The 20,192-nt window shown below is 52.3% G+C and carries 15 protein-coding genes; 9 read left to right on the top strand and 6 right to left on the bottom strand.

Annotation, left to right across the window (positions count from 1 at the left end; genetic code table 11):
• The first annotated feature begins 44 nt into the window (after positions 1 to 44).
• The 4 genes from OZX70_RS06385 to OZX70_RS06370 all read left to right on the top strand — a co-directional run bounded on the left by OZX70_RS06385 (position 45) and on the right by OZX70_RS06370 (position 4,873).
• Complete coding sequence (locus OZX70_RS06385) at positions 45 to 935, top strand: sugar ABC transporter permease (protein ID WP_277180017.1); 891 nt, start codon at positions 45 to 47, stop codon at positions 933 to 935.
• Between the two features lie 2 nt (positions 936 to 937).
• On the top strand, positions 938 to 1,774 hold the full coding sequence (locus OZX70_RS06380) for a carbohydrate ABC transporter permease (protein WP_277180015.1): 837 nt from the start codon (positions 938 to 940) through the stop codon (positions 1,772 to 1,774).
• A 38-nt stretch (positions 1,775 to 1,812) separates the two neighbouring features.
• The gene (locus OZX70_RS06375) at positions 1,813 to 2,931 is read left to right on the top strand and encodes a glycerophosphodiester phosphodiesterase family protein (protein WP_277180013.1); all 1,119 of its coding nucleotides are present in this window, start codon (positions 1,813 to 1,815) and stop codon (positions 2,929 to 2,931) included.
• 187 nt (positions 2,932 to 3,118) lie between these two features.
• Entirely contained in the window at positions 3,119 to 4,873 is a 1,755-nt protein-coding gene (locus OZX70_RS06370; protein ID WP_277180011.1) for a glycoside hydrolase family 13 protein, read from the top strand.
• A 118-nt stretch (positions 4,874 to 4,991) separates the two neighbouring features.
• Here OZX70_RS06370 and OZX70_RS06365 read toward each other — a convergent pair whose 3' ends face one another.
• Positions 4,992 to 6,494, bottom strand: coding sequence for a DUF4127 family protein (locus tag OZX70_RS06365; RefSeq protein WP_277180009.1), 1,503 nt, complete (start codon positions 6,492 to 6,494; stop codon positions 4,992 to 4,994).
• A gap of 421 nt (positions 6,495 to 6,915) precedes the next feature.
• On the opposite strand from OZX70_RS06365, the gene OZX70_RS06360 reads away from it, so the two are divergent.
• From OZX70_RS06360 to nagA, 3 genes are all read left to right on the top strand, one after another.
• Complete coding sequence (locus tag OZX70_RS06360) at positions 6,916 to 8,073, top strand: ROK family transcriptional regulator (protein ID WP_277180007.1); 1,158 nt, start codon at positions 6,916 to 6,918, stop codon at positions 8,071 to 8,073.
• Between the two features lie 418 nt (positions 8,074 to 8,491).
• On the top strand, positions 8,492 to 9,280 hold the full coding sequence (gene nagB, locus OZX70_RS06355; protein WP_277180005.1) for a glucosamine-6-phosphate deaminase: 789 nt from the start codon (positions 8,492 to 8,494) through the stop codon (positions 9,278 to 9,280).
• A gap of 51 nt (positions 9,281 to 9,331) precedes the next feature.
• The gene (nagA, locus tag OZX70_RS06350) at positions 9,332 to 10,675 is read left to right on the top strand and encodes an N-acetylglucosamine-6-phosphate deacetylase (RefSeq protein WP_277180003.1); all 1,344 of its coding nucleotides are present in this window, start codon (positions 9,332 to 9,334) and stop codon (positions 10,673 to 10,675) included.
• Between the two features lie 394 nt (positions 10,676 to 11,069).
• On the opposite strand, the gene OZX70_RS06345 is transcribed toward nagA, so the two are convergent.
• The 4 genes from OZX70_RS06345 to OZX70_RS06330 all read right to left on the bottom strand — a co-directional run bounded on the left by OZX70_RS06345 (position 11,070) and on the right by OZX70_RS06330 (position 15,164).
• The gene (locus OZX70_RS06345; RefSeq protein ID WP_277180001.1) at positions 11,070 to 11,966 is read right to left on the bottom strand and encodes a carbohydrate kinase; all 897 of its coding nucleotides are present in this window, start codon (positions 11,964 to 11,966) and stop codon (positions 11,070 to 11,072) included.
• A gap of 79 nt (positions 11,967 to 12,045) precedes the next feature.
• Positions 12,046 to 13,344, bottom strand: a complete 1,299-nt coding sequence (locus tag OZX70_RS06340) for an ROK family transcriptional regulator (protein WP_277182137.1) — start codon at positions 13,342 to 13,344, stop codon at positions 12,046 to 12,048.
• Positions 13,345 to 13,635: 291 nt separating this feature from the next.
• Positions 13,636 to 14,157, bottom strand: coding sequence for an NUDIX domain-containing protein (locus tag OZX70_RS06335; RefSeq protein ID WP_277179999.1), 522 nt, complete (start codon positions 14,155 to 14,157; stop codon positions 13,636 to 13,638).
• A 77-nt stretch (positions 14,158 to 14,234) separates the two neighbouring features.
• Positions 14,235 to 15,164 (bottom strand): AraC family transcriptional regulator, encoded by a 930-nt coding sequence (locus tag OZX70_RS06330; RefSeq protein WP_277179997.1) that lies wholly within the window; start codon positions 15,162 to 15,164, stop codon positions 14,235 to 14,237.
• A gap of 131 nt (positions 15,165 to 15,295) precedes the next feature.
• Here OZX70_RS06330 and OZX70_RS06325 point away from each other — a divergent pair, with 131 nt between their 5' ends.
• Entirely contained in the window at positions 15,296 to 16,723 is a 1,428-nt protein-coding gene (locus OZX70_RS06325; RefSeq protein ID WP_277179995.1) for an MATE family efflux transporter, read from the top strand.
• Positions 16,724 to 16,776: 53 nt separating this feature from the next.
• Complete coding sequence (locus OZX70_RS06320) at positions 16,777 to 17,421, top strand: sugar O-acetyltransferase (RefSeq protein WP_277179993.1); 645 nt, start codon at positions 16,777 to 16,779, stop codon at positions 17,419 to 17,421.
• A 7-nt stretch (positions 17,422 to 17,428) separates the two neighbouring features.
• Here OZX70_RS06320 and OZX70_RS06315 read toward each other — a convergent pair whose 3' ends face one another.
• Positions 17,429 to 19,027: an aminopeptidase P family protein gene (locus tag OZX70_RS06315; protein ID WP_277179991.1), complete on the bottom strand. Its 1,599-nt coding sequence runs from the start codon at positions 19,025 to 19,027 to the stop codon at positions 17,429 to 17,431.
• Between the last annotated feature and the right edge of the window lie 1,165 nt (positions 19,028 to 20,192).

Genomic DNA, 20,192 nt, shown 5'->3' with positions numbered 1-20,192 from the left:
AGATTTGTAGTCTAGAGACCCAGCATTAGGGAAAGTTGGCAAATATGAAGGAAAAGAAACAATCATTCGGTACTAAGATCATCCCCTATCTTTTCGTTCTTCCTTCTCTTCTGATTGTTTTCGTATTTACGATAATTGCAGCATTGAACACTTTTCGTTTAGCTTTTACTGATTCGACGCTGCTGGTGCCAGGCCACTTTATCGGTTTTGATAATTTTGTGGAAATAAGCCATGATGAATATTTCTGGACGGCTCTGCTGAACTCCACACTTTATGTGGTGTGTGTAGTACCGTTTATGATCATTCTGCCATTGATTCTGGCGAATTTGGTACGAGGCGATTCGAAGATCATGGGATTCTTCCGTACTTCGTTCTATACGCCAGTGGTGATGAGCGCTGTGGTTGTTGGTATGATCTGGACGAATCTGCTTGATTCGAAAGGCCTTATCAATTCGCTTTTTGAGGCATTGCATTTGATTCGTGAACCAATTCCATTCCTTACCGACCGTTGGATGACGCTATTTTCAGCGATGTTCGTGACGATTTGGCTGGGACTTGGCTACTACATGGTCATTTATCTTACGGCTCTTGCCAATATCGATGATTCGCTTTACGAGGCGGCTTCGATTGACGGCGCAGGGCCGATTCGCCAATTTCTCTATGTAACGATACCGGGCGTGCGCCCGACGATGGTTCTTATCATGATGCTTTCAACGATAGCGGCGTTCCGTGTCTTCAGCGAGGTTTATGTACTTACCAACGGTACGGGTGGACCCGGTGGGGAAGACATCACGATGGCAATGCTTATTCAGCAGGAAGGTACCGGTATTGAAGCCCACACAGGTTATGCCAGCGCATTGTCGTTGATTGTGCTGCTTGTCGTAGGAGCCATGCTCATTATTCAGCAAGTCATTCAGGCCAGGGGGAGGCAATAATCATGAAGAACCGTAAAAACGTGACAATTGGCAAAATCGTCAAATATATTGCTCTAATTTTGATGTTTGTTCTTTTGGTTGGCCCATTTGTTTGGGAACTTTCCCTTTCGTTCAAAGGCACGGGAGACAATGTCTATGCTGTGCCTCCATATGTGATTCCTAAGACACCCACATTGCAAAACTACATTGATGTTTTCCATCAGGTTCCGGTATTCCGTTATATGCTTAACACCGCCATCGTGGCGCTGCTCTCTATTGCTGGTAACGTGGCGTTTTCGACGATGTCCGGCTACGCTCTTGGTAGGTTGGAATGGCGAGGGCGCAAAGCGGTGTTCCTGATTTTCATGACCACCATGGTCATTCCTGTTGAAGGTGTTATCATTTCGCGTTTCCTCATTATGAGAAGTGTCAACTTGCAGAATACCTTGCTGGCCGTCGCTCTTCCTGGGATGTGTGGGGCCATCAACATCATTTTGATGACCAATGCGTTCAAAGCAATTCCTAAAGAGCTCGAGGAAGCGGCGCAAGTCGATGGTGCCAATATCTGGCAGCAGTTCATTCATATCTGTGTTCCGCAAGTAAAAGGCACGATGACGGTGGTCGGTATTTTCGCTTTCGTTGGCGCGTGGAATGATTTCCTCTGGCCGCTTATCGTTATTTCTGACGAAGAGAACTATACATTGACTTTAGGAATGAATCGGCTCAAAGGCATGTTCGTCAGTGACCCCAGGCTTACCGCAGCAGGCGCTGTGGTTTCTCTGGTGCCGATTCTCGTTTTCTTCGCCTGTTTCCAACGCTACTTCTTCCGTGGGCTGGAAGGCGGAGGTATCAAGGAGTAGCCCGTTTCAATAACTCTTGTAGTATTAGGAGGTAGAAGATGGTTGTACACAATGTAACTGCTCTCAAACGGCATTCCTGGCTAGGATCTGCATTGCGGGCGGGTGTGCTGGCTGCAGGTTTCGTCGCATGGGCGATGGCACCGCGTTCGAGCGAGGCAAGACGGCGCAACAAGGTTCCCAAGGTGCCTGATGTCTTATACGCGCATCGTGGTTTGCATGACGTAGGATCGGGGCTGACGTCTCCGGATGCCCATGATGCGGCGAAATATGTGGCTTTTGCTCGTAAAATGGCAAGACAAGCGGGTTTTGGCAATGATTTGTCACAAGCCGATGCCGACGATGTGACAGGTGTCCCTATTGCTCCGGAAAACTCCCTCCCCGCATTCGCGGCCGCATGTGAAGCCGGCTTTGGTATTGAGCTAGATTTGCATTTGACCGCTGACCATCAAGTCGTTGTGGTCCATGACTCGGAGCTGATGCGAGTTGCCGGGGATTCTAGGCGTGTTGAAGACCTCAATTACGAAGAACTCTGTCAAATCCCTCTTTTCCCTTCACCGAGCCGGATTGGCGATTCAGAGGCCAAGCCTCTGGGTGCCACGGGGACGGCTTCCATGAGCGTTGCCAGTCAGCACGTGCCGCTTTTTACCGATGTACTTCATCTGGTGGCAGGGCGGGTCCCGATTGTGGTCGAATATAAGTTCGATCATCAGGGTTGGCGGTCGCAGGACAATGAGCTTATGGAGCGAGGAAATGCGTTGCTGCGTGAGTATGAACGTGAATATCACGGCAGTTATGTTGTCGAATCGTTCAATGCGATGGCGATGCGTTGGTATCGTAATGCTTGCCCTGACGTCTGTCGTGGTCAGCTTTCCAACCCCATTCCATTCCCGTTGCACAATATCCAGGATCTGGGCAAAGTGAGCGCTCAAGATTGGCGTACATGGGTTCGCGGTTGGTTTGGGTTTGACTGGCTTTCCCGTCCGGACTTTGCAGCGTATGAGTGGCATGGCTTTGATACGATACAGATGAGCCTTGTCCGTCGCCTTGGTGCTGAGCCTGTTACGTATACGATTCACAATGAAGAAGAATTGTCACAGAGTGCACAAGGTTTTGATCGTTTCATCTTCGAGGCCTTTGTCCCAAAGTGTGCTCGGTAAGTAGAGAAGGTGATGCTTTTGACGATAAAACATGGCAAAGGCATCACCTTATTCGATTCGTCAAAATTCGGGTAGAAGCAAGTGGCGCAATCTAAGGCATGCCTGATTACCAACCTTACAAGAGCTGCTTTTGTAATCTGAAGCGGTTGTAGGTTCGGGTCCGCTACGAATGAAAAAGAAGGAAACTATGAGCGCTAACAACTTGTTGAATGACTGGTGGAAGCAAGCCGTCGTTTATCAAATCTACCCGCGCAGTTTCAAGGATGTCAATGGGGACGGCATCGGGGACATCGCAGGAATTACCGAAAAAATGGGCTATTTGAAAAAGCTCGGCATCGATGCGGTGTGGCTTTCGCCTTTCTATCCCTCGGCTCTTGTCGATGGCGGCTATGATGTGGACGATTACCGAAACGTGGATCCACGCCTAGGAACGATGGATGACTTCGATGAGATGGTTGCAGCGGCACATGGGGTGGATATCAAGGTGATTGTTGACATTGTTCCGAACCATACCTCCAATAGGCACGTATTTTTTCAGGAGGCACTTAAGGCCGGACGCGGATCGTCGGCGCGTGATCGGTATATCTTCCGTGAAGGGCGAGGCAAGAATGGCGAACTTCCGCCAAACGATTGGCAGTCGCTTTTCGGAGGTCCGGCTTGGGAACGTGTTCCGGATGGACAGTGGTATTTCCATATCTTTGCGCGTGAACAGCCTGATGTAAACTGGAAGAATCCCGACATTCATGAAGAGTTCAAGAAAACCTTACGTTTCTGGAGTGACCATGGCACCGATGGTTTTCGCGTGGATGTGGCACACGGCTTGGCCAAAGATCTTGATCGTGAGCCGCTTGACAGGCTTGCCGAACACTATCAAGTAGGTGGGGATGGCAAGAACGAAGTGGACAGTCCGCTGTGGGACCGTCCTGAGGTTCACGATATTTACAAGGAGTGGCGAAAGGTCTTCAATGAATACGATCCACCTCGCTTTGCCGTCGCAGAGGCTTGGGTCAGGCCGGAACATCAGCATCTCTATGCCTCGCCAGACGAACTCGGCCAGGTTTTCAATTTTGAATTAACCTCGGCACTGTGGAAAGTCGGCGACATGCGCAGGGCTATCCATGATGGATTGGATGCGGCCAAGGAGACAAAGGGTTCGACCACGACTTGGGTGATGAATAACCATGATCTTATCCGCAGCGCGACTCGTTATGGATTGCCACAATATTTTGCGTTGGCCAAAGATTGGCTGTTGCGCGATGGAAAGACGTATTGTGAGAATCGAGTCTCGGGTACGCTTCGTGCACGTGCTGCTGCGCTGATGGAAATGGGTTTGCCGGGTTCCGTCTATATCTATCAGGGCGAGGAATTGGGCCTGTTCGAAGTCGCAGACATTCCGTGGGATCATCTTGAGGATTTAACGGCTTTCAATAAGTTCCGTAGTGAATCCGACAAGGGCCGCGACGGCTGCCGTGTTCCATTGCCATGGAACGCCGCTGATCTTCCACAGCCTGCCGAATGGGATAAGAACTTTGGCACAGGGGCTTCATTCGGGTTCTCGCCTGCCGTCAAACCGGACGGCAGTGCCGCCGATGATCTGCATCTCCCTCAGCCGCTCTGGTTCAAGGACTTTGCCGTCGATTCAGAGGATGAGGATCCTGGCTCAATGCTGAATTTCTACCGCGCCGCGCTGAAGATTCGTGCCATGCTGCTCACTGCCACCGGTGATTATGAGAGCATCGCTGAGCTTGATTTGGGTCCGGATGTTATTGCCTATAGCCGTCCCACTGTCGACAAGCATGATCGCTGGTTTGCAAGTATCACCAATTTTGGTGCCAAGCCTATTACCATGCCTGCAGGTAAAATCCTTTTGACTTCCTCTGGCCTTATTGCCGCTGGGAAACTTCCACAAGACTCAAGTGCTTGGATTTTGCTGAAGAAGTGATTTTTTGTAATTAAGATTGTTGCCTGTGTAATTGCGTGACACAGACAACGACCACTAAACGAGGGCGTTGCTTCCGGTAAAGAGACTCGATAAAACAGGCAAAAAGACGTAGGCTTTTTTAAACCGCCATATCGACATCCAAATTGATTTCGAATAGGCGTTTCCATGGGAATCGTACCGTTCTAATACAAGCGGGAAGTGTCTTCGATAGTTTCGTTTTGTTATATTGCTTCTGAAGGTCGCTTTTGGTTTCTGTTTCGGCCCAATCGTTGCAAGGCATTATGTCTTCGTATGAACCGCCGTGTTCTTTCGCACGGCCTGCGATCGTCCAGCGAGTTTTGGTCTGATAGAACGTATCCTCAATGAGGCGGTAAACAAGATTGGCGCTCGTTTGCGGGTTTTGCGAATCTGCGATGACAGCTTGCGAGAGGACGGTTCCTAATGTATTACAATTAGTGTTCCATCCCGCATAGCCAATGAGGCCGCCCAGTGCGCCTGAGCGATCGAGGTCGTCAACCAACTGTGGATCGCCTCCGTTCGAGTAGGCGCTGTCGCATACTGCGACACGTCGGCCTTCTAGCAGATATCGTTCGATAGACGCTTCAAACTGAGGCAGATTACGGAATGAATCGTAGGTCATGTCTCGATTGAGTATGGCCTGTCTGGCCTCCTGCATGCATTTGCCAGGGGCATTGACCATTAATTCGATGTCGGCGTGCTCATCGGAATCTGCCAGCCGGCCACCGCAGGCCATCACATGTGATTTGAGGCTTTCAAACATGGGCCGGTCTTCATAAAGCGGGACAAGTGTGGGGCCCAAAGTTGAGGCGTAATGGATTCCGAATGTAGGCTTTTTCTTCTGTATTGAGCATATTGCGCGTGACAGCAAAGTACATGCAACTTCATCCGAGCCGGGATAGACCATCAATTGGTCATGTACCCCTGCTGCTGATATCGCTTTTTGCAACTGTTGTTGTGCAATCGCGGAATATCCGTATGGGCTTGAGTCGTCTTGTGGTAGTGCAAGGAAGTCGATACTGCCATCGGAAAGAAGGTCGAGGCATGCTGCATTGACAGTCAGGTTGATGTGTTTTCGATTTTCGTAATCTTGGACAACATTTTCGGCAATGACGATAGAGTCCAATTCTTTCTGCTCGATAGCGGAAAGCCCTTTACGTCTTTTCTTATCGGTAAGGTACGCCCTTCGAAACAGATCGCGTCCGTGAATTGCGTAATAGCTTGGCTCTTCGTCGTCGCTGTTGTAAGCGGGAGAGCGCATGATTGACATTGATGCATAGACAGTCAGTGTGGGATTGGCTTTTTTCAGTTCGCGAACCGTTTCCAAGCGCGCCAGTGCTTCATTTTGGCTTAGGTGGTGCAGACGTGAGGGGATAAGTCCGCCGTATACCAGCATGTCTAAGGAAAGTATAGCAACATCGGTGCTACTTGCCTGATCGATGAGGAAATCCTTGAGAGCGGTTGTGTCTGCCGGCTGTTTTTTATTGCCTAGCAACCTGTCGTTCGGTTGGATCAGTTGTATACCGCCACTTTTAGCGATCATCGCGGGGAACTTCGTGTTGCAAGGTCGTTCGTCCAGTGGAATCAAAAGGATTCGTGCCATCGTGATGCCTTCCTGCCGGTCGTGAAATTTCTTTACCGAAAAGCCGACGCTAACTGGTGTTGGGTACAGACGAGGTCACGTTGTTTGCAGCCACACCTTATATTTGGTAATGTAGTTAACTATATTAATGAGGTAGGATAAGATGAAATGCTGACAATGATACGTATCTCTTATTCTTATGTCGGGGATGAAAAAAGGGTTGCCAGCGTATCTTGTAGCAATTTAGATGATGCTGGGCAATCGATAAAGAAGCGGATTTGGATGGTGTCGTCGATGTATTGGGTTGGTAAACTCGATTATGGGAGTAAGGTTAGTGTTTGTGCCGATGCGTTAAGAAAGATGTCTCGGTCTTTCCTTGTTCTTAGTGTGTGTTGCTGTACTCAATACTTGGTGTTGATGCTGGACTAAAAGAAGGTGCGTTATGGTCGATCGAAAGTTGGATCAATCTGATAAAAGTGGCCATATACCTTCCGGAAGGTCAGATGGATTCCTTTCGGGAGCGTTGCCTTCCGATGTGCGGGTGCGCAATCGGACTGCGATTTTGCGAGCTTTGTATTCCGGAGAACGGCTTTCTCGCGCGGAACTGGCCAAGGTTACTGGGATATCAAAGGTTTCTACTTCTGATGTCGTCTCCGATTTGATGAGTGACGGTTACCTGCGCGAGCTTGGTTATAAAAGCTCGGCGCGTCGAGGTAAGCCTGCGCTAATGCTTGAATTCGATCCGACGGCGAAGGCTGTGATTGGCGTAGATTTGTCGGAGAGTCATGAAATCAAAGGTGTGGTCAGTGATCTCAAAGGCACCATATTACATCGCGAATCGCTTTCCTTGGCTGATGGCCAGTGGCTTGGAATCAATCAAGTGGTTACGCTATGTGAGGCTTTGATGGCCGATAACGATTTGCCGCTTTTAGGATTGGGAGTTGCCACTCCCGGTTTTGTTGACAGTAATGGAGTGGTGATTGAGGCGCCGCTTCTGGGATGGAAGGACGTCGATATTGTCGGCAAGCTCGAATCACGGCTTGGGTGCTATGTTTATGCCTCAAACGATGCGGATTGCGGTGTATTTGCTGAGCGTAGCTTCGCGGCTGGCCCTCCGAGCATGATGTTCGTACAGATTGCCAAAGGTGTAGGGGCAGGTCTACTTGTCTCCGATGCCGTGGTGCGAGGCATAGGCAATACAGCCGGTGAGATCGGCCATGTGGTTGTTGACCCAGATGGTCCTGAATGTGTGTGCGGCAAACGTGGATGTCTTGAGACGATTATTGCCGCTCCGGTACTCGATCGACAGATTACTGCTTGGCCAGAGCGACGCGAAGAAGTCATAGGTCATGCAGGAGAAGTGCTTGGACGGGCGTTGGCAATGGTTGTGGCAATGACTGATATCACGGATGTGACAGTAGCCGGTCCGGAAAATCTAGTCGATGCCCACTTCTGCCTTGCAGCGCAGAATCAGGTCAACAGGCTGGTGCATTCGCGGTTTATCGATGAAATCGTGGTGCACGGCCCTCATCTCAAGGAAGACACGTCCGTATTAGGTGCGGTGGCTAATGTGTTACGAAGTAAATTGAATCTTTTGTAGGTTTCTGGTCACGGACGAGATATTTCCTCTTCCCGAGGAACGGTGGGTTGTCTGGCTGGTATTGCTCAGACAAAGCACCGTTTGTTGGTACCATTTCCTGGGCAAAACGCTAAAGGCCAGCTGCTATATTGCATTGCAGATTGTTTGTGAAAAGTGTTTTTTGATAGCTCTAAACATTGACGTTCTTGGGCAGTGCAGTGTCCCTATAAATATTCGAAAATTCAGTTTTTCCGTTGTTTGCACCTCAACGTATGTATCCAGTGTTTGCGTTTAAAGCATTAAAAATCACAATATCCATATTAGTCAGTATAGTTAACAAATAAAAGCAGCTGGCGACGAATGCTGTGAAGTAGTTGTAAACCGTCATCCGAAACCAGCGGATAAAAGACATTTCAACGGAGACAAAGGAGAAATCAATATGGCAGAAATCATCATTACCAAAAACGAGGACGAGGCCGGTGAGATCTACGCTAAGTGCGTCGCCGATCTTATTGAGAACAAGCCCAACGCCGTACTTGGCTTGGCGACAGGTTCCAGCCCGCTCGCGGCTTATCGTCATTTGGCTGCAGAGATCAAGGCGCGTCATCTTGACGTCAGCCAGGTGCGTGGATTCGCGCTTGACGAATACGCCGGTCTTGACCCGGCGCACCCGCAGTCCTACCGCAGCACCATCACCCGCACGGTGGTGGAGCCCTTAGGCCTCGACCCGGCCAAGGTCCGTGTGCCTAATGGCAAGTTGGAGACCATCAAGGACGCGGGGCGCGAATATGATGTGGCAATCGAGGCCGCAGGCGGTGTGGATGTACAGATCCTTGGCATCGGCACCGACGGCCATATCGGATTCAACGAGCCCGGTTCCTCGCTGGCCAGCGGCACCCGCATCAAGACGCTCGCCGAGCAGACCCGCATCGATAATGCCCGCTTCTTCGACGGCGATGTCAGCCAGGTCCCGACCCACTGCATCACGCAAGGAATCGGCACAATCATGAAGGCCCGTCATCTGGTGCTGCTCGCGTTCGGCGAAGGCAAGGCCGAGGCCGTCAAAGAGACCTGCGAGGGCGGTATCAGCGCCTTCTGCCCGGCCTCCGCACTGCAGCTGCACCCGCACGCCACCATCATCGTCGACGAGGCCGCCGCCTCCAAGCTCGCGCACAAGGACTACTATCGCTACGCCTACGCTCACAAGCCGGTGTGGCAACAGATCTGAGTAATAAGAAAGCAATCCTAAACACAATGGATGAAGGAATGTGAAGCGGCAATGTCAAATGAAGACAGGGAGCAAACGGTTGGAAAGGTCACAAAAGCCGTCGAAGGTGAGCCGACCCGTTGGCTTGTGGTACAAAACGCGCGGAAAATCGATGCACGGGGTATTGAACATGGCTTCTGGATCATTGCTCGCGATGGTGTGATTGCGGCGACTGGCAACGGGGAAATGTCTATGATATCAGCCTGTCGCGGATTCGGCATTGCCGATGAGAGACCCGACAAAGTTGCCGAAGATACCGCTGGTAATCAGGATAACGCATATTCGAGCGAAATCGCGCCATTGATGCTGAAAGGCGACGTGGCCGAAGTCAATGCCCAAGGCAAGAACCTTACCCCCGGTTACATTGACATCCATGCTCATGGCTCCTGGAACCGTTCATTCGACGACGGCTTGGAAGGCATCGACATCGCGCGAGCCGGCCATTTGGTGCACGGCACCACCCGTCAGGTGCTTTCGCTGATCACCAATCCGATGGATGTGATGTGCAGCAACCTGAAGAACGTCAAGGCTGCGATGAGCAAACGTCCCGATGTGCTCGGCGCCCACTTGGAGGGGCCGTTCCTTGCGCTTTCCCGCAAGGGCGCGCACGACCCGAACTGCCTGAAAGATCCGACCGACGACTTGGTCGACCAACTGCTCGAAGCGGCCGACGGCTCGCTGCGTCAGATCACCATTGCCCCTGAGCTGCCGCACGGACTGAGCGCCATCAAGCGGTTCGCGGCTGCCGGTGTGGTGCCGGCGGTGGGCCATTGCGATGCCGATTACGAGACGGCCAGGCGAGGTTTCGAGGCGGGTGCCGGCATCATGACCCATATCTTCAACGCGATGAACGGACTGAAACATCGTGAACCGGGTCCGATTCCGGCGGCGGTGGAAGATCCCCGTGTCACCATCGAGCTGATCAACGATGGCTTCCATGTGCAAAACCCGGTCCTGAAGATGGCGGTCAAATTCGCGCCGCATCGTATCGCTTTCGTCACCGATGCGATGTCGGCCACGGATTGCCCGGACGGTGCTTACAAGCTGGGCGCGCTTGACGTCACTGTGAAGGGCGGGCATGCCCGTTTGGTCTCGAACGGTGCCATAGCCGGTTCCACGCTTCTGCTTGAGCACTCGGTCGAGCGTGCGGTCAACGTGCTCGGCATGGATCCTGCTGATGCCGTTGAGGCTGCGACGTTGACGCCGGCCCGAGCATTCGGTTTTGACCGTCCGAACGAGGTTACAGGTGCGCCGCTTGGTCTACTCTCGCCGGGTTATGCCGCCGATCTGCTGATCAGTGATCCCAAGACTTGGCAGGTCGAGCACGTCTGGTGCGCCGGGCGCCGGATTCACTGATGGCCGTTGTCGATTGCCGTTCCGATTTTTTCTCTCTTAAGAGCACAGTCTCAGCAATGGACTCTTAACGATTGAATGTTTTGGGACCTGTGGCGTTGACGTCGCACAGCAGGGAGTCATGAACATCGCGATTTACGGTGTGGATGCTGTGCAAATGCAGCATTGAATACTTTATTCCAGTAAGTTTTTATTTGGTGCTACGGACTGTTCAGTCGAAATGAAAAGAAACGTTGGAATTACAACGCTTTGCAATCGCCCGATAAAAAATCCGCAGCAGGGAACGATGAAAACTAGATAATCTGTTTTTATTGCTACTGCTGCGGATTTTTCGTATCTGTTATGGCTCAGATTCTTTTTTGTGAAATGACGCGAGACGAGCCTTTCTCGGGATGACTCATTTCTCAGTTTCGCCCAGATAATCCGGAATGGTTTCCGGGTACTTGGGCCAGGCGCCGTTCTGCGTGCAGACGAAGGCGGCGGTGTTGACGGCGGCGTGGTGGGCCTCCTGCAGTGAAGAGCCGGTGAGGACTTTGGAGGTGAAGGTTCCGGAGAAGGAGTCGCCGGCGCCCACGGTGTCGACCACGTCGACGCGCGGGGTATCCAGCGTCGAGGATTCCCCGTCCTTCGCGATGATGGTGCTGAAGGTCGAGCCACCGGTCAGGATGACGTAGTTCAGATTGTATTTCTCCATGAACCAGTTGCAGGCCTCCTCGTCGGAGGTGCCGCGGATGTTGAACATATCACGAAGCAATAGCAGCTCAGCGTCGTTGATCTTGAAGACGGTGGCGTAACCAAGGAGTTCATTGATCAGATCCTTGGAATAGTGGTCGCCGCGGATGTTGATGTCGAAGAACTTCATGGCCGTGGGTTTGGCGTGCTTCAACAGCTCGACGATGGTGTCGTGGGATTCCTGCGAACGTAGCGCCAGGGTGCCGTAGCAGATGGCGTCGGCCTTCTGCACCATGTTGATGAGCTCACGTGTGTAAAGAATGTGGTCCCAGGCGACGCCCTTGATAATGGTGAACTCGGGGATGCCGTTTTTAAGCGCCACTTCGGCTGTGGAGGTGGGCCAGGCGTTGCGCTGCACGATGGATTCAACGCCCGACTTCTTGATGGCTTCGACGAGCTCATCGCCCAGTGGGTCTTCGCCGACGGCGCTGATGGCGTGGCCTTCCGCGCCGTTCATCGTGGCGTGATAAGCGAAATTGACGGGAGCGCCACCTGCGCGCTTGCCGGTTGGGAGCATGTCCCAGAGCAGTTCTCCTAGAGAGACAACGATTGGCTTGGTCATGATGTGATCCTTTCTTACATCTTTTATACGTTCTTAAATTATGAGTCTATTGAATTGTCGGTTCCGTTATCCGTTTTCGCTAAGTAGCCTCGTTGGAAGCGGGCTTATTGCGGTTTGGACTATTCCGCATTTCCTGGTGGGTGGGAAGTACGAAATAGGAAGGACGATCCAAAAACTGTGTAATGGCAGTGGCGGCGGCACCAAGCACTGCCGCGTCGGTAGGTAGGCTGGAGAAAGTAATTTCGGTGGATTGCGCGATTTCGGGAATCACCCGTTCATCGACCACAGCCTGTGCAGCATCGAGAAGCTGTTGGCCGCCGAGTGCCCCGATGTCGCCCAGGACGATACGCCGGGGGTTGAAGGCGTTGCAGATGATGACGCATCCGTAGCCCACGTAACGACCGATATCGGCGACCAAACTTCGGGCCTTTGCGGTTTGGGCGTCATCCCCATTTTCCCTCTCGGCAAGCGAGAACAATCCCCGACACGCTTCGATATGCGTCAGGTTGGCAGAGTTTTGGATGATGCTGATTCTGTCGATTTGCTCGTGAATCGCGCCTGCGGAGCAATAGCGTTCAAGGCATCCGACATTGCCACACTCGCATTTCTTGCCGTTCACGGCATCGATGGAGACATGACCGAGTTCGGTGGATGCCCCGAGATTGCCGTAGATAAGTCTGCCGTTTTCGATGACCCCGAGACCGACGCCTTCGCCGAGCAGGAAATAGGCGAGGCTTCCGGCGTCATCAAGTCCACCGAAAAGCCGTTGGGCAAGGGCGCCGGCTCGTGCATCTTGTTCGATAAAAACGGGGACGGGGCAGTCTTGCCCGAATTCCTTCTGGAAGTTGATATTGCGCCAGTGCGGCATACTGGAGACGAGTGCGGCGTAGCCGGTGCCGTGCAAATAGGGGCCGGGCACCGCCATGCCGATGGCGACGATATCGGGGTCGCTTGCCAGCAGGGAGTTGATGGTTTTATGCGTGGCGGCGATGGCGGCATCGACGGTGTTGTCGCTGACACGCGGCATGTCAGCGAGGCTCAGGCGCTTGCCTTTCAGGTCAAAGACACCGATTTGCACCAAGCTGCGCGCGAATTTGACGCCGATGAAGTGGAAACGTTCGCTATCGATTTTGAGTCCAATGGACCGGCGGCGCTTGCTGCCTTTCATATCACCGGTTTCGGCGACAATCCCGGCGTCGATCAGACGTGCGGTGATTTTCGTGATGGCAGCGGGCGTCAGCCCCAGCGCTTTGGCGATTTGCGCTCGCGAAGAGATACCGTAATGGTAGAGGTGCCATAAGGTCCTCGAGCGATTGCGTTCCGAAACGACGGATTGTGGGTCGGTGGCACGGATGGGGTCGTCGGGAAAGTCGGGCATAGAAGGAGCCAGATGGTCGATTGAGAAAGCTTGCAAGGCAGGCTGGGACATTGGCGATTCACTCTTTTCGTGCATCTGACACCTCCTCGGGCCATTCCTGCATTTGTAATCGTTGTTTGCGACGATTGCATATTGATGAACTGACTTCATATATTAACGAGGTTAATGTAAAACTGCAAATCCAATTGTGAAGAAGGTATTGATGGCAAAATATAGTCTGGTGGTATTTAAGGCCTAAATGCTGATAGTAGGTCTCCAGTTGCTTTGGTTGAAAACGCCATTGCTTTTAAATCAACGAAGTTGGTCGTCAGCGATGAAAAGAGCATGGGTGTCACCAGCAGCTTTGTTACGCTGGTATTCATCAAAAATTTTCAGACGTTCGACGGTGCTTATCGCAAGTGGCTGGGGCAGAGCATCACGCGAGAACCAGCCGACCTTGAGACTCTCGTCATCGCCGACGAACGGATCGGCGTTGCCTCCCGGCTTGAGGCGGCAGAGGAAGGAATGATCCATATATTGCGTGCGGTCGCCGTTGTCGTAGGTGATGATTTTGGAGGAAGAAATCACGGCTACCAAATCGGTGACTTCGGCGTCGACGCCGGTCTCTTCCTTGATTTCGCGCACCACGGTGTCAGCAGGCTGTTCGCCCGGTTCGTTAATGCCATAGACCATCGCCCATTCGCCGGTGTCGGCACGTTGCCCGAGCAGAATCCTCCCTCGCGAATCCTCCACGAGTCCCGTGACCCCGTTAAGCCAGAGCAGGTCGTGTCCGATTTTCTTGCGCAGCTCCAAAATGAATGATGGTGTAGTCATATTTTCTTTCCTGTTTATGCGTCTCTGATCTTGTTTTGCCTTTTACCAGCGATAATAGGACTTCTGGGGTACGTCCGTTACGTGGTTTTCTGATTTTTCGCCCGATATTCCTTTGGGGTGTTGTCCATCAGTTCCCTGAATTTGGCAGCAAAGTAGCTCGGTGACGAGAAACCCACGCGATGTGCGATTTGGGTGACGGAAAGCTCTGTGTCGCGCAAGAGGTTTGCAGCGTCTCCGATTCTCACGCCGGTGGCGTATTGGATGGGTGATTGGGCGAGGAATTTCTGGAAGATGCTGTCACAGGCGCTTCTGCCTACCGAGCCTGAGGCTGCAATCGCAGACAAAGTGAGGTTTTCGGCATAATGGCAACGGATATAGCTGGTCATCTTTCGCAGGGCCCCGATTTGACCATTTTCGGGTATTGCCGGAGTTGTGGTCTTTTTGTCCAGCGTTTTCATCCGTTCATACAATATTTTTACGATGCTGAAAAATGCTCCCAAGCCGGTCAGCGGCAAGGTTGGTTTGTCTCTTTCGTCGTGAAGCGCATCGAGCAGATTGGTGATTGGGTCTTTTGCTCCGTTCTCGCTGCGTAGCACCAGATAAGGCATGAATTGAGAAGCGAGAATCGGCAATATGAAGCGTTTGGTGATTTCGTCCGGCGCGTTGACCTCGATGGGATTAAGCAAGATGCAATAGAATTTGGAATCCGAACCGTCAAGTGAAAATCCGTAATGCAGTCTTTTGGAATTGACGAATATGGTTTCGCCTTCATGGACTCGCACGACTTCGCCGTCGATGAAGTAGTCCATGTGTCCTTCGAGCATTCTGGTGAATTCAAGGTCGACATGCCAGTGGCACAGCGCTCGGTTTTGAGGGAAGTCGCTGAGTCTCGTGTCGTCAATATAGAGGAAATCGGTCGGGTATCGGTAATGAACGATTTCCGAACCGTCGGCGTAAAGCGGTGGTCTTGCATACGGCCGGTTATTTGATACGGGAGTTCTGTTCATTCCGACCTCTTTTGATTGTTTCGTCGTCGTATATAAGATTATCGCAAGCTATGGCATATATTTATAGTTTCAAGGTATATTATTGCATTTTTTGTTCTGTGTGTGGAAGATTATATTAATATACTTGCTTCATGACGAAAGAAGCCGAAGAATCCTCCTCCCTTGGTGTTAAAGAGGGAGAAACCGGTCAAATTATTGAGGATTCTTCGCGTTCGTCGTTCCTCCGACTGATTGCGCCGCTTGCACTTCCTATGGCGGCGCAACAGTTTATGGTCGCGCTTTCCTCCTGCGCAGATTCGCTGATGATGACCGGCATTGGCCAGAATGAACTGGCGGGCGTTTCCCTCGCCACGCAATTCCAGTTCGTCTTTTCTCTCTTTCTAACGGCTCTTACGGTGGCCATGAGCACGTTGATTGCGCAGTATTGGGGCATCAAAGACAGGGAAGCGGTTTCCAAAGTCGCAGCGTTCGTCATGCGTTACGTTCTTCTTATTTCGTTGGTATTTTTCTTGCTGTTGATTGCGATGCCGGACGCGTTGATGCGGTTCATGACCAATGACCCATCCTTGATTCCTGCGGGTGCCGAATATCTGCGGATTTCCGCGCCGTCGTATTTCTTCCTTGCTGCCTCCCAGGTGTTGTTGTGCCTGATGAGGAACACCGGACTGGTGGCCCAAGGTACTTGGGTCAGCTTCGCTGGGCTTCTGGTGCATCTTATACTGAACGTGGTGCTGATTTACGGCTGGTTCGGGGTGCCTCGCATGGGTGTCCTGGGTGCGGCCGTCTCGAATCTGGCATCTCAAGTGCTGATTTGTTTGGGATTGATGTTGATCCTTTGTGTTCATGGCTGGGCCCATTGTTTCGGGCTCAAAAACATCGTACGTAGCGAACCGCGGCTGCAGCGCGATTTCTGGCACTACTGCCTGCCTCTATTGGGCAATCAAATCGTCTGGGGCGGCGGTTTCAGCATGTACACCGTCATCATGGGTCATCTCGACGGTGACGCGGTCGCGGCCAACGCCATAGCCAACATGGTCAAGGATCTGTTGGTATGCGGTTGTCTTGGGTTGGGCAATGCCGGGAACGTGATCGTCGGCAACATGCTCGGCCGCAATGAGTTTGCAAAGGCCAAACGTACTGGCCGCGAGCTTGTGAAATTCGCCATACTGTCTGGTGCCATTACCGGTCTGGTGATTCTTGCATTACGTCCATTGTTGCTTCGTTTTGTGGGATTGTCTCCTCGGGCTACAAAGTATCTTTCCGTCATGCTGGTCGTTTGCTCGTATTATGTGATCGGCAAATCCATCAATGTCACCACAATCAACGGCATTTTCCCGGCAGGCGGGGATACCAAGTTTGGTCTTCTGTGCGATTCGGTGACGATGTGGGTGATTGTCATCCCGCTCGGGTCATTGGCCGCGTTCGTCTTCAAATTGCCGGTTCTGGTGGTATACGTGTTGCTCAATATCGACGAAATCATCAAGCTTCCTGCCGTATTCATCCACTATCGCCGCTATCGCTGGCTGAAAAACGTGACCACCAAAAGCGATAATAACTAATACAAGGGATAGTCTTGGAATAATACAATGCCGTATCAAGCCAAGGAGTATTGATGATGAGAACCATGCATGAGCGTATGGAGCAAGGTTTGCTGTTCACCGACGAGTGCGAGGGACTGCCCGAAGAGCGGCTTGCGGCAAAGCGGCTAATGCGCGAATTCAACGCCAGCGAGCCGGCGGACACCGAACGGCGCGTGAAGTTGATGGCGAAGATTTTTCACATCGATGAGGCTCAAGCCGCGACATTCTGGATTGAACCACCGTTCAGCTTTGCCTACGGCAGCCACATTTCGATTGGTGAAGGCGCCTATATCAATGTCGGATGTACCTTCATCGATGACGGCAAGCTCAAAATCGGCAAGGGCCTAATGTGCGGGCCGAACGTCACCATCGCCACTGTGAGCCACCCCATCAATCCCGACATGCGCGAATACATGTACACTTCACCGGTGACGATCGGCGATGATTGCTGGATCGGAGCTAGCGTGACGATCTGCCCTGGCGTGTCCATAGGCTCCGGGACGACCATCGGTGCTGGCAGCGTGGTCACCAAAGACATTCCCGACCGTGTGGTGGCGGTAGGCAATCCCTGTCGCGTATTACGCAAGGTCGGCGAGCGGGATATGACCACCTACAACCACGGTCGTCCCATCGATCCCGCCGACCTTGAGGAAGAACATCAGCTAAGAAATAGCTGATGCTAGCTCATTTTCTGGCTGCTGCGCGCTGCGCCATCCACTCTTCTACGTCGTCGATCTGCTTGGGGATATCCTTCGAGATCCATTCGGGGCCGTTTTCGGTCATCAGCACGTCGTCTTCGATGCGCACGCCGATGCCGCGCATCTCGGCCGGAATCAGCAGATCGTTCTTGGCGAAGTAGAGGCCAGGCTCGATGGTGAAGACCATGCCCGGCGTGATTTTCGCGCCCTGATAGGACTCATAACGTGCTTGTGCGCAGTCGTGCACGTCCAGGCCGAGGTGGTGGGCGACGCCGCAGGCGAGCCAACGGCGGTGCTGCTGGCCTTCAGGGGAGAGCGATTCCTCCACGTCTACCTTCAGGATGCCCCAGTCGTGCAGCTTCTGCGCGATGACACGCATACAGGCGTGGTGGATGTCGGAATAGGTAGCGCCCGGCTTGGCGGCCTCGAAACCGGCCTGCTGGCTATCGAGCACGGCCTGGTAGATCTTCTTCTGCAGCGGGGTGAACTTGCCGTCCACCGGGAAGGTGCGGGTGATGTCGGCGGTGTAGAGGCTGTCGACCTCGATGCCAGCGTCGATCAGGAGCATCTCGCCGTGCCCGACGACGCCGGTGTTGCGCATCCAGTGCAGAATGGGCGCGTGCTCGCCGGAGGCAATGATGGTGTCATAGCCGACGGTATTGCCCTCCTCGCGAGAAACCGCATTGAACTCACCCTCCAGCATGCGCTCGCTGCGCGGCTTACCGACGGCTTCGGGCAGGCGGGTCAGGATGCGGTCGAAACCGTCCTTGGTGGCGGCCACAGCCTTGCGGATCTCGCCGACCTCGTAGGAGTCCTTAATCATGCGGGCCGTCGAGGCGAACTCCTGCAGCTCGTCATCGGCCTTCTCGTTGGCGGCTGGGTCGGGGAAGCCATTGGCTTCGCGCACGTTCTCGACTTCGGCGGTCATTTCCGGGTCGGCCAAGCGAACCACGCGCATGCGTACGGCCCCGGCTTCAGCGCCGACATCCTTGCCCAAGGCATCCGGCAATTGCGCGATATCGTGGGTGGCGATGCCGGTCATCGCATTGAGTTCCTTCAAACCAGCACGTGGGCCGACCCAGTATTCGCCATAATGGGCATCGACATAATAGGCTTCGGTGCTGTTGTCGGCGCGAGGGGCGACGAACAATTCTGGCGTATGCGTCTTGCCGGCCTTGGCCTCGGGGCTTTCCGGATCGACCGGGTTCAGCACGAGCACCGCTCCGGCCTCGTAATCCTGCCCAAGCCCAGTGTAATACGAAAACTCGGTGTTGGGACGGAACGCGTAGTCGTCATCGTTGTTGCGCACCTTGGGTGTGCCCGCGGGAATGACGATGCGCTCGCCGGGGAAGCGTTTGCCCAGCGCCTCAAGGCGCGCGGGAATGAACTTGCTGGATTCCAGCGGCTCGATATCCGGTTCCTGGTTGTCCCAGCCGGTCTTCATGAATTCCGCGAATTTCTTGGACGTGGTGGGCCGCAACGTGCGATTATTGGTCCTGTCTTCCATCGGTTGGTCCGCTCCCGGTGCCTGTGCCATTTCCGCTGCCTCGTATTCCTTGTCGTTTGCTGTGATGACGTCTGCCATTGCTGCCCCTATTAGGATGAAATTTGATACTTATTTTCATCCTAATAAGCTTTCGCGACGGGGCAAACTATTCAGTGGCTACAATGAATATCCTATTCCGAATGGCTGCGGACTGGTGGGTATCCGTAATAGATAGGATAATCAAAGGGTACCCTAGCTCCTCTCTGGAACATGAGATATGAAGCATGTGGAGGCTTGTTGATGCTTTCGATACTGCGTTTAACTGCATATGGATTATTCGGCCATCCTGCAGTAACCTGTAAATCAGATATATTTACAGAGTTCCATATTGCCGATGAGAAAGAAGCACAATTCGTTGTCAGGCTCCATTTGTCGTTTTGTTTGATATTCCTCATTACAATATCAAGATCCTGTTGACGTAGAGGTACGCGAATAGAAGCAGAATCCGAATAGGAGCCCTGCTGAGAGTATTTGCCCTCGAGATCGTACCATAGGCCTGTATGCTCGTCTTTATTCCCCCCAGGTTCCTATACTGATTGTTTTACCGCCTCCCACAGTAATTCCCGGAAGATGGAGATTCCCTCCAAAATTAGTAATGGAAATCCAAGAATGGCCGAGATCTACAGGTGACGAACTTGATGATGAACTTCCTGCTGATGCATATATGCGAAGATCTGCTACAGCTATTGCTTTTGATTGGACATCGGTAGGATTAAGCTTTTCCCTTTTGGGCAGCGAAGTGATATTGAGTGGTATTTCATCTTCGGCAGAACGAAGATCTTGTAAAGTTGTTCCCGCGGGAAAGCTTGTTTGTGCTTGATTTGTTGAAGAGCTTTGAGGTTCTGAAGCATTTGCAGGTAGAGCTAGGAAGCCTGTGAAGGTTGGGATAAGCGAAATCGTTAAAGCCGCAATGAATAGTTTTTTATCGTTTGTGTTTTAAGCATGATGTGTCCTTACGTTTTTTTAATAATTTGTAGTGCTGTGACTGCCACTACTGCAATGATGCAGAAAATAACGAATCTGAGTAGGACAAGGTAACGTGGAGCGCTCACTTCGGGATGTGCCAGTGAATCCAGATAACCTTGATAGGTGTACAGGGCTCCGAAAATGATAATCAGTATAAAAAGGAGCCACTGTACAAGCGTTAGAAGAAGGTTTAGGGTTCGTATGGAAATTAATGAATGAATGATTTTACCTTTCAAAC

It is taken from the genome of Bifidobacterium sp. ESL0732 (assembly GCF_029395535.1).
Taxonomy (GTDB): Bacteria; Actinomycetota; Actinomycetes; order Actinomycetales; family Bifidobacteriaceae; genus Bifidobacterium.
Note: the sequence above shows the minus strand (reverse complement) of the source record. Positions and strands in the feature narration are given on the sequence as shown.

Bases quoted from the DNA above. Each gene is read 5' to 3' on its own strand.
- OZX70_RS06385 (WP_277180017.1), top strand. From the start codon at position 45: ATGAAGGAAAAGAAACAATCATTCGGTACTAAGATCATCCCCTATCTT.
- OZX70_RS06380 (WP_277180015.1), top strand. From the start codon at position 938: ATGAAGAACCGTAAAAACGTGACAATTGGCAAAATCGTCAAATATATT.
- OZX70_RS06375 (WP_277180013.1), top strand. From the start codon at position 1,813: ATGGTTGTACACAATGTAACTGCTCTCAAACGGCATTCCTGGCTAGGA.
- OZX70_RS06370 (WP_277180011.1), top strand. From the start codon at position 3,119: ATGAGCGCTAACAACTTGTTGAATGACTGGTGGAAGCAAGCCGTCGTT.
- OZX70_RS06365 (WP_277180009.1), bottom strand. From the start codon at position 6,494: ATGGCACGAATCCTTTTGATTCCACTGGACGAACGACCTTGCAACACG.
- OZX70_RS06360 (WP_277180007.1), top strand. From the start codon at position 6,916: ATGGTCGATCGAAAGTTGGATCAATCTGATAAAAGTGGCCATATACCT.
- nagB (WP_277180005.1), top strand. From the start codon at position 8,492: ATGGCAGAAATCATCATTACCAAAAACGAGGACGAGGCCGGTGAGATC.
- nagA (WP_277180003.1), top strand. From the start codon at position 9,332: ATGTCAAATGAAGACAGGGAGCAAACGGTTGGAAAGGTCACAAAAGCC.
- OZX70_RS06345 (WP_277180001.1), bottom strand. From the start codon at position 11,966: ATGACCAAGCCAATCGTTGTCTCTCTAGGAGAACTGCTCTGGGACATG.
- OZX70_RS06340 (WP_277182137.1), bottom strand. From the start codon at position 13,344: ATGCCCGACTTTCCCGACGACCCCATCCGTGCCACCGACCCACAATCC.
- OZX70_RS06335 (WP_277179999.1), bottom strand. From the start codon at position 14,157: ATGACTACACCATCATTCATTTTGGAGCTGCGCAAGAAAATCGGACAC.
- OZX70_RS06330 (WP_277179997.1), bottom strand. From the start codon at position 15,164: ATGAACAGAACTCCCGTATCAAATAACCGGCCGTATGCAAGACCACCG.
- OZX70_RS06325 (WP_277179995.1), top strand. From the start codon at position 15,296: ATGACGAAAGAAGCCGAAGAATCCTCCTCCCTTGGTGTTAAAGAGGGA.
- OZX70_RS06320 (WP_277179993.1), top strand. From the start codon at position 16,777: ATGATGAGAACCATGCATGAGCGTATGGAGCAAGGTTTGCTGTTCACC.
- OZX70_RS06315 (WP_277179991.1), bottom strand. From the start codon at position 19,027: ATGGCAGACGTCATCACAGCAAACGACAAGGAATACGAGGCAGCGGAA.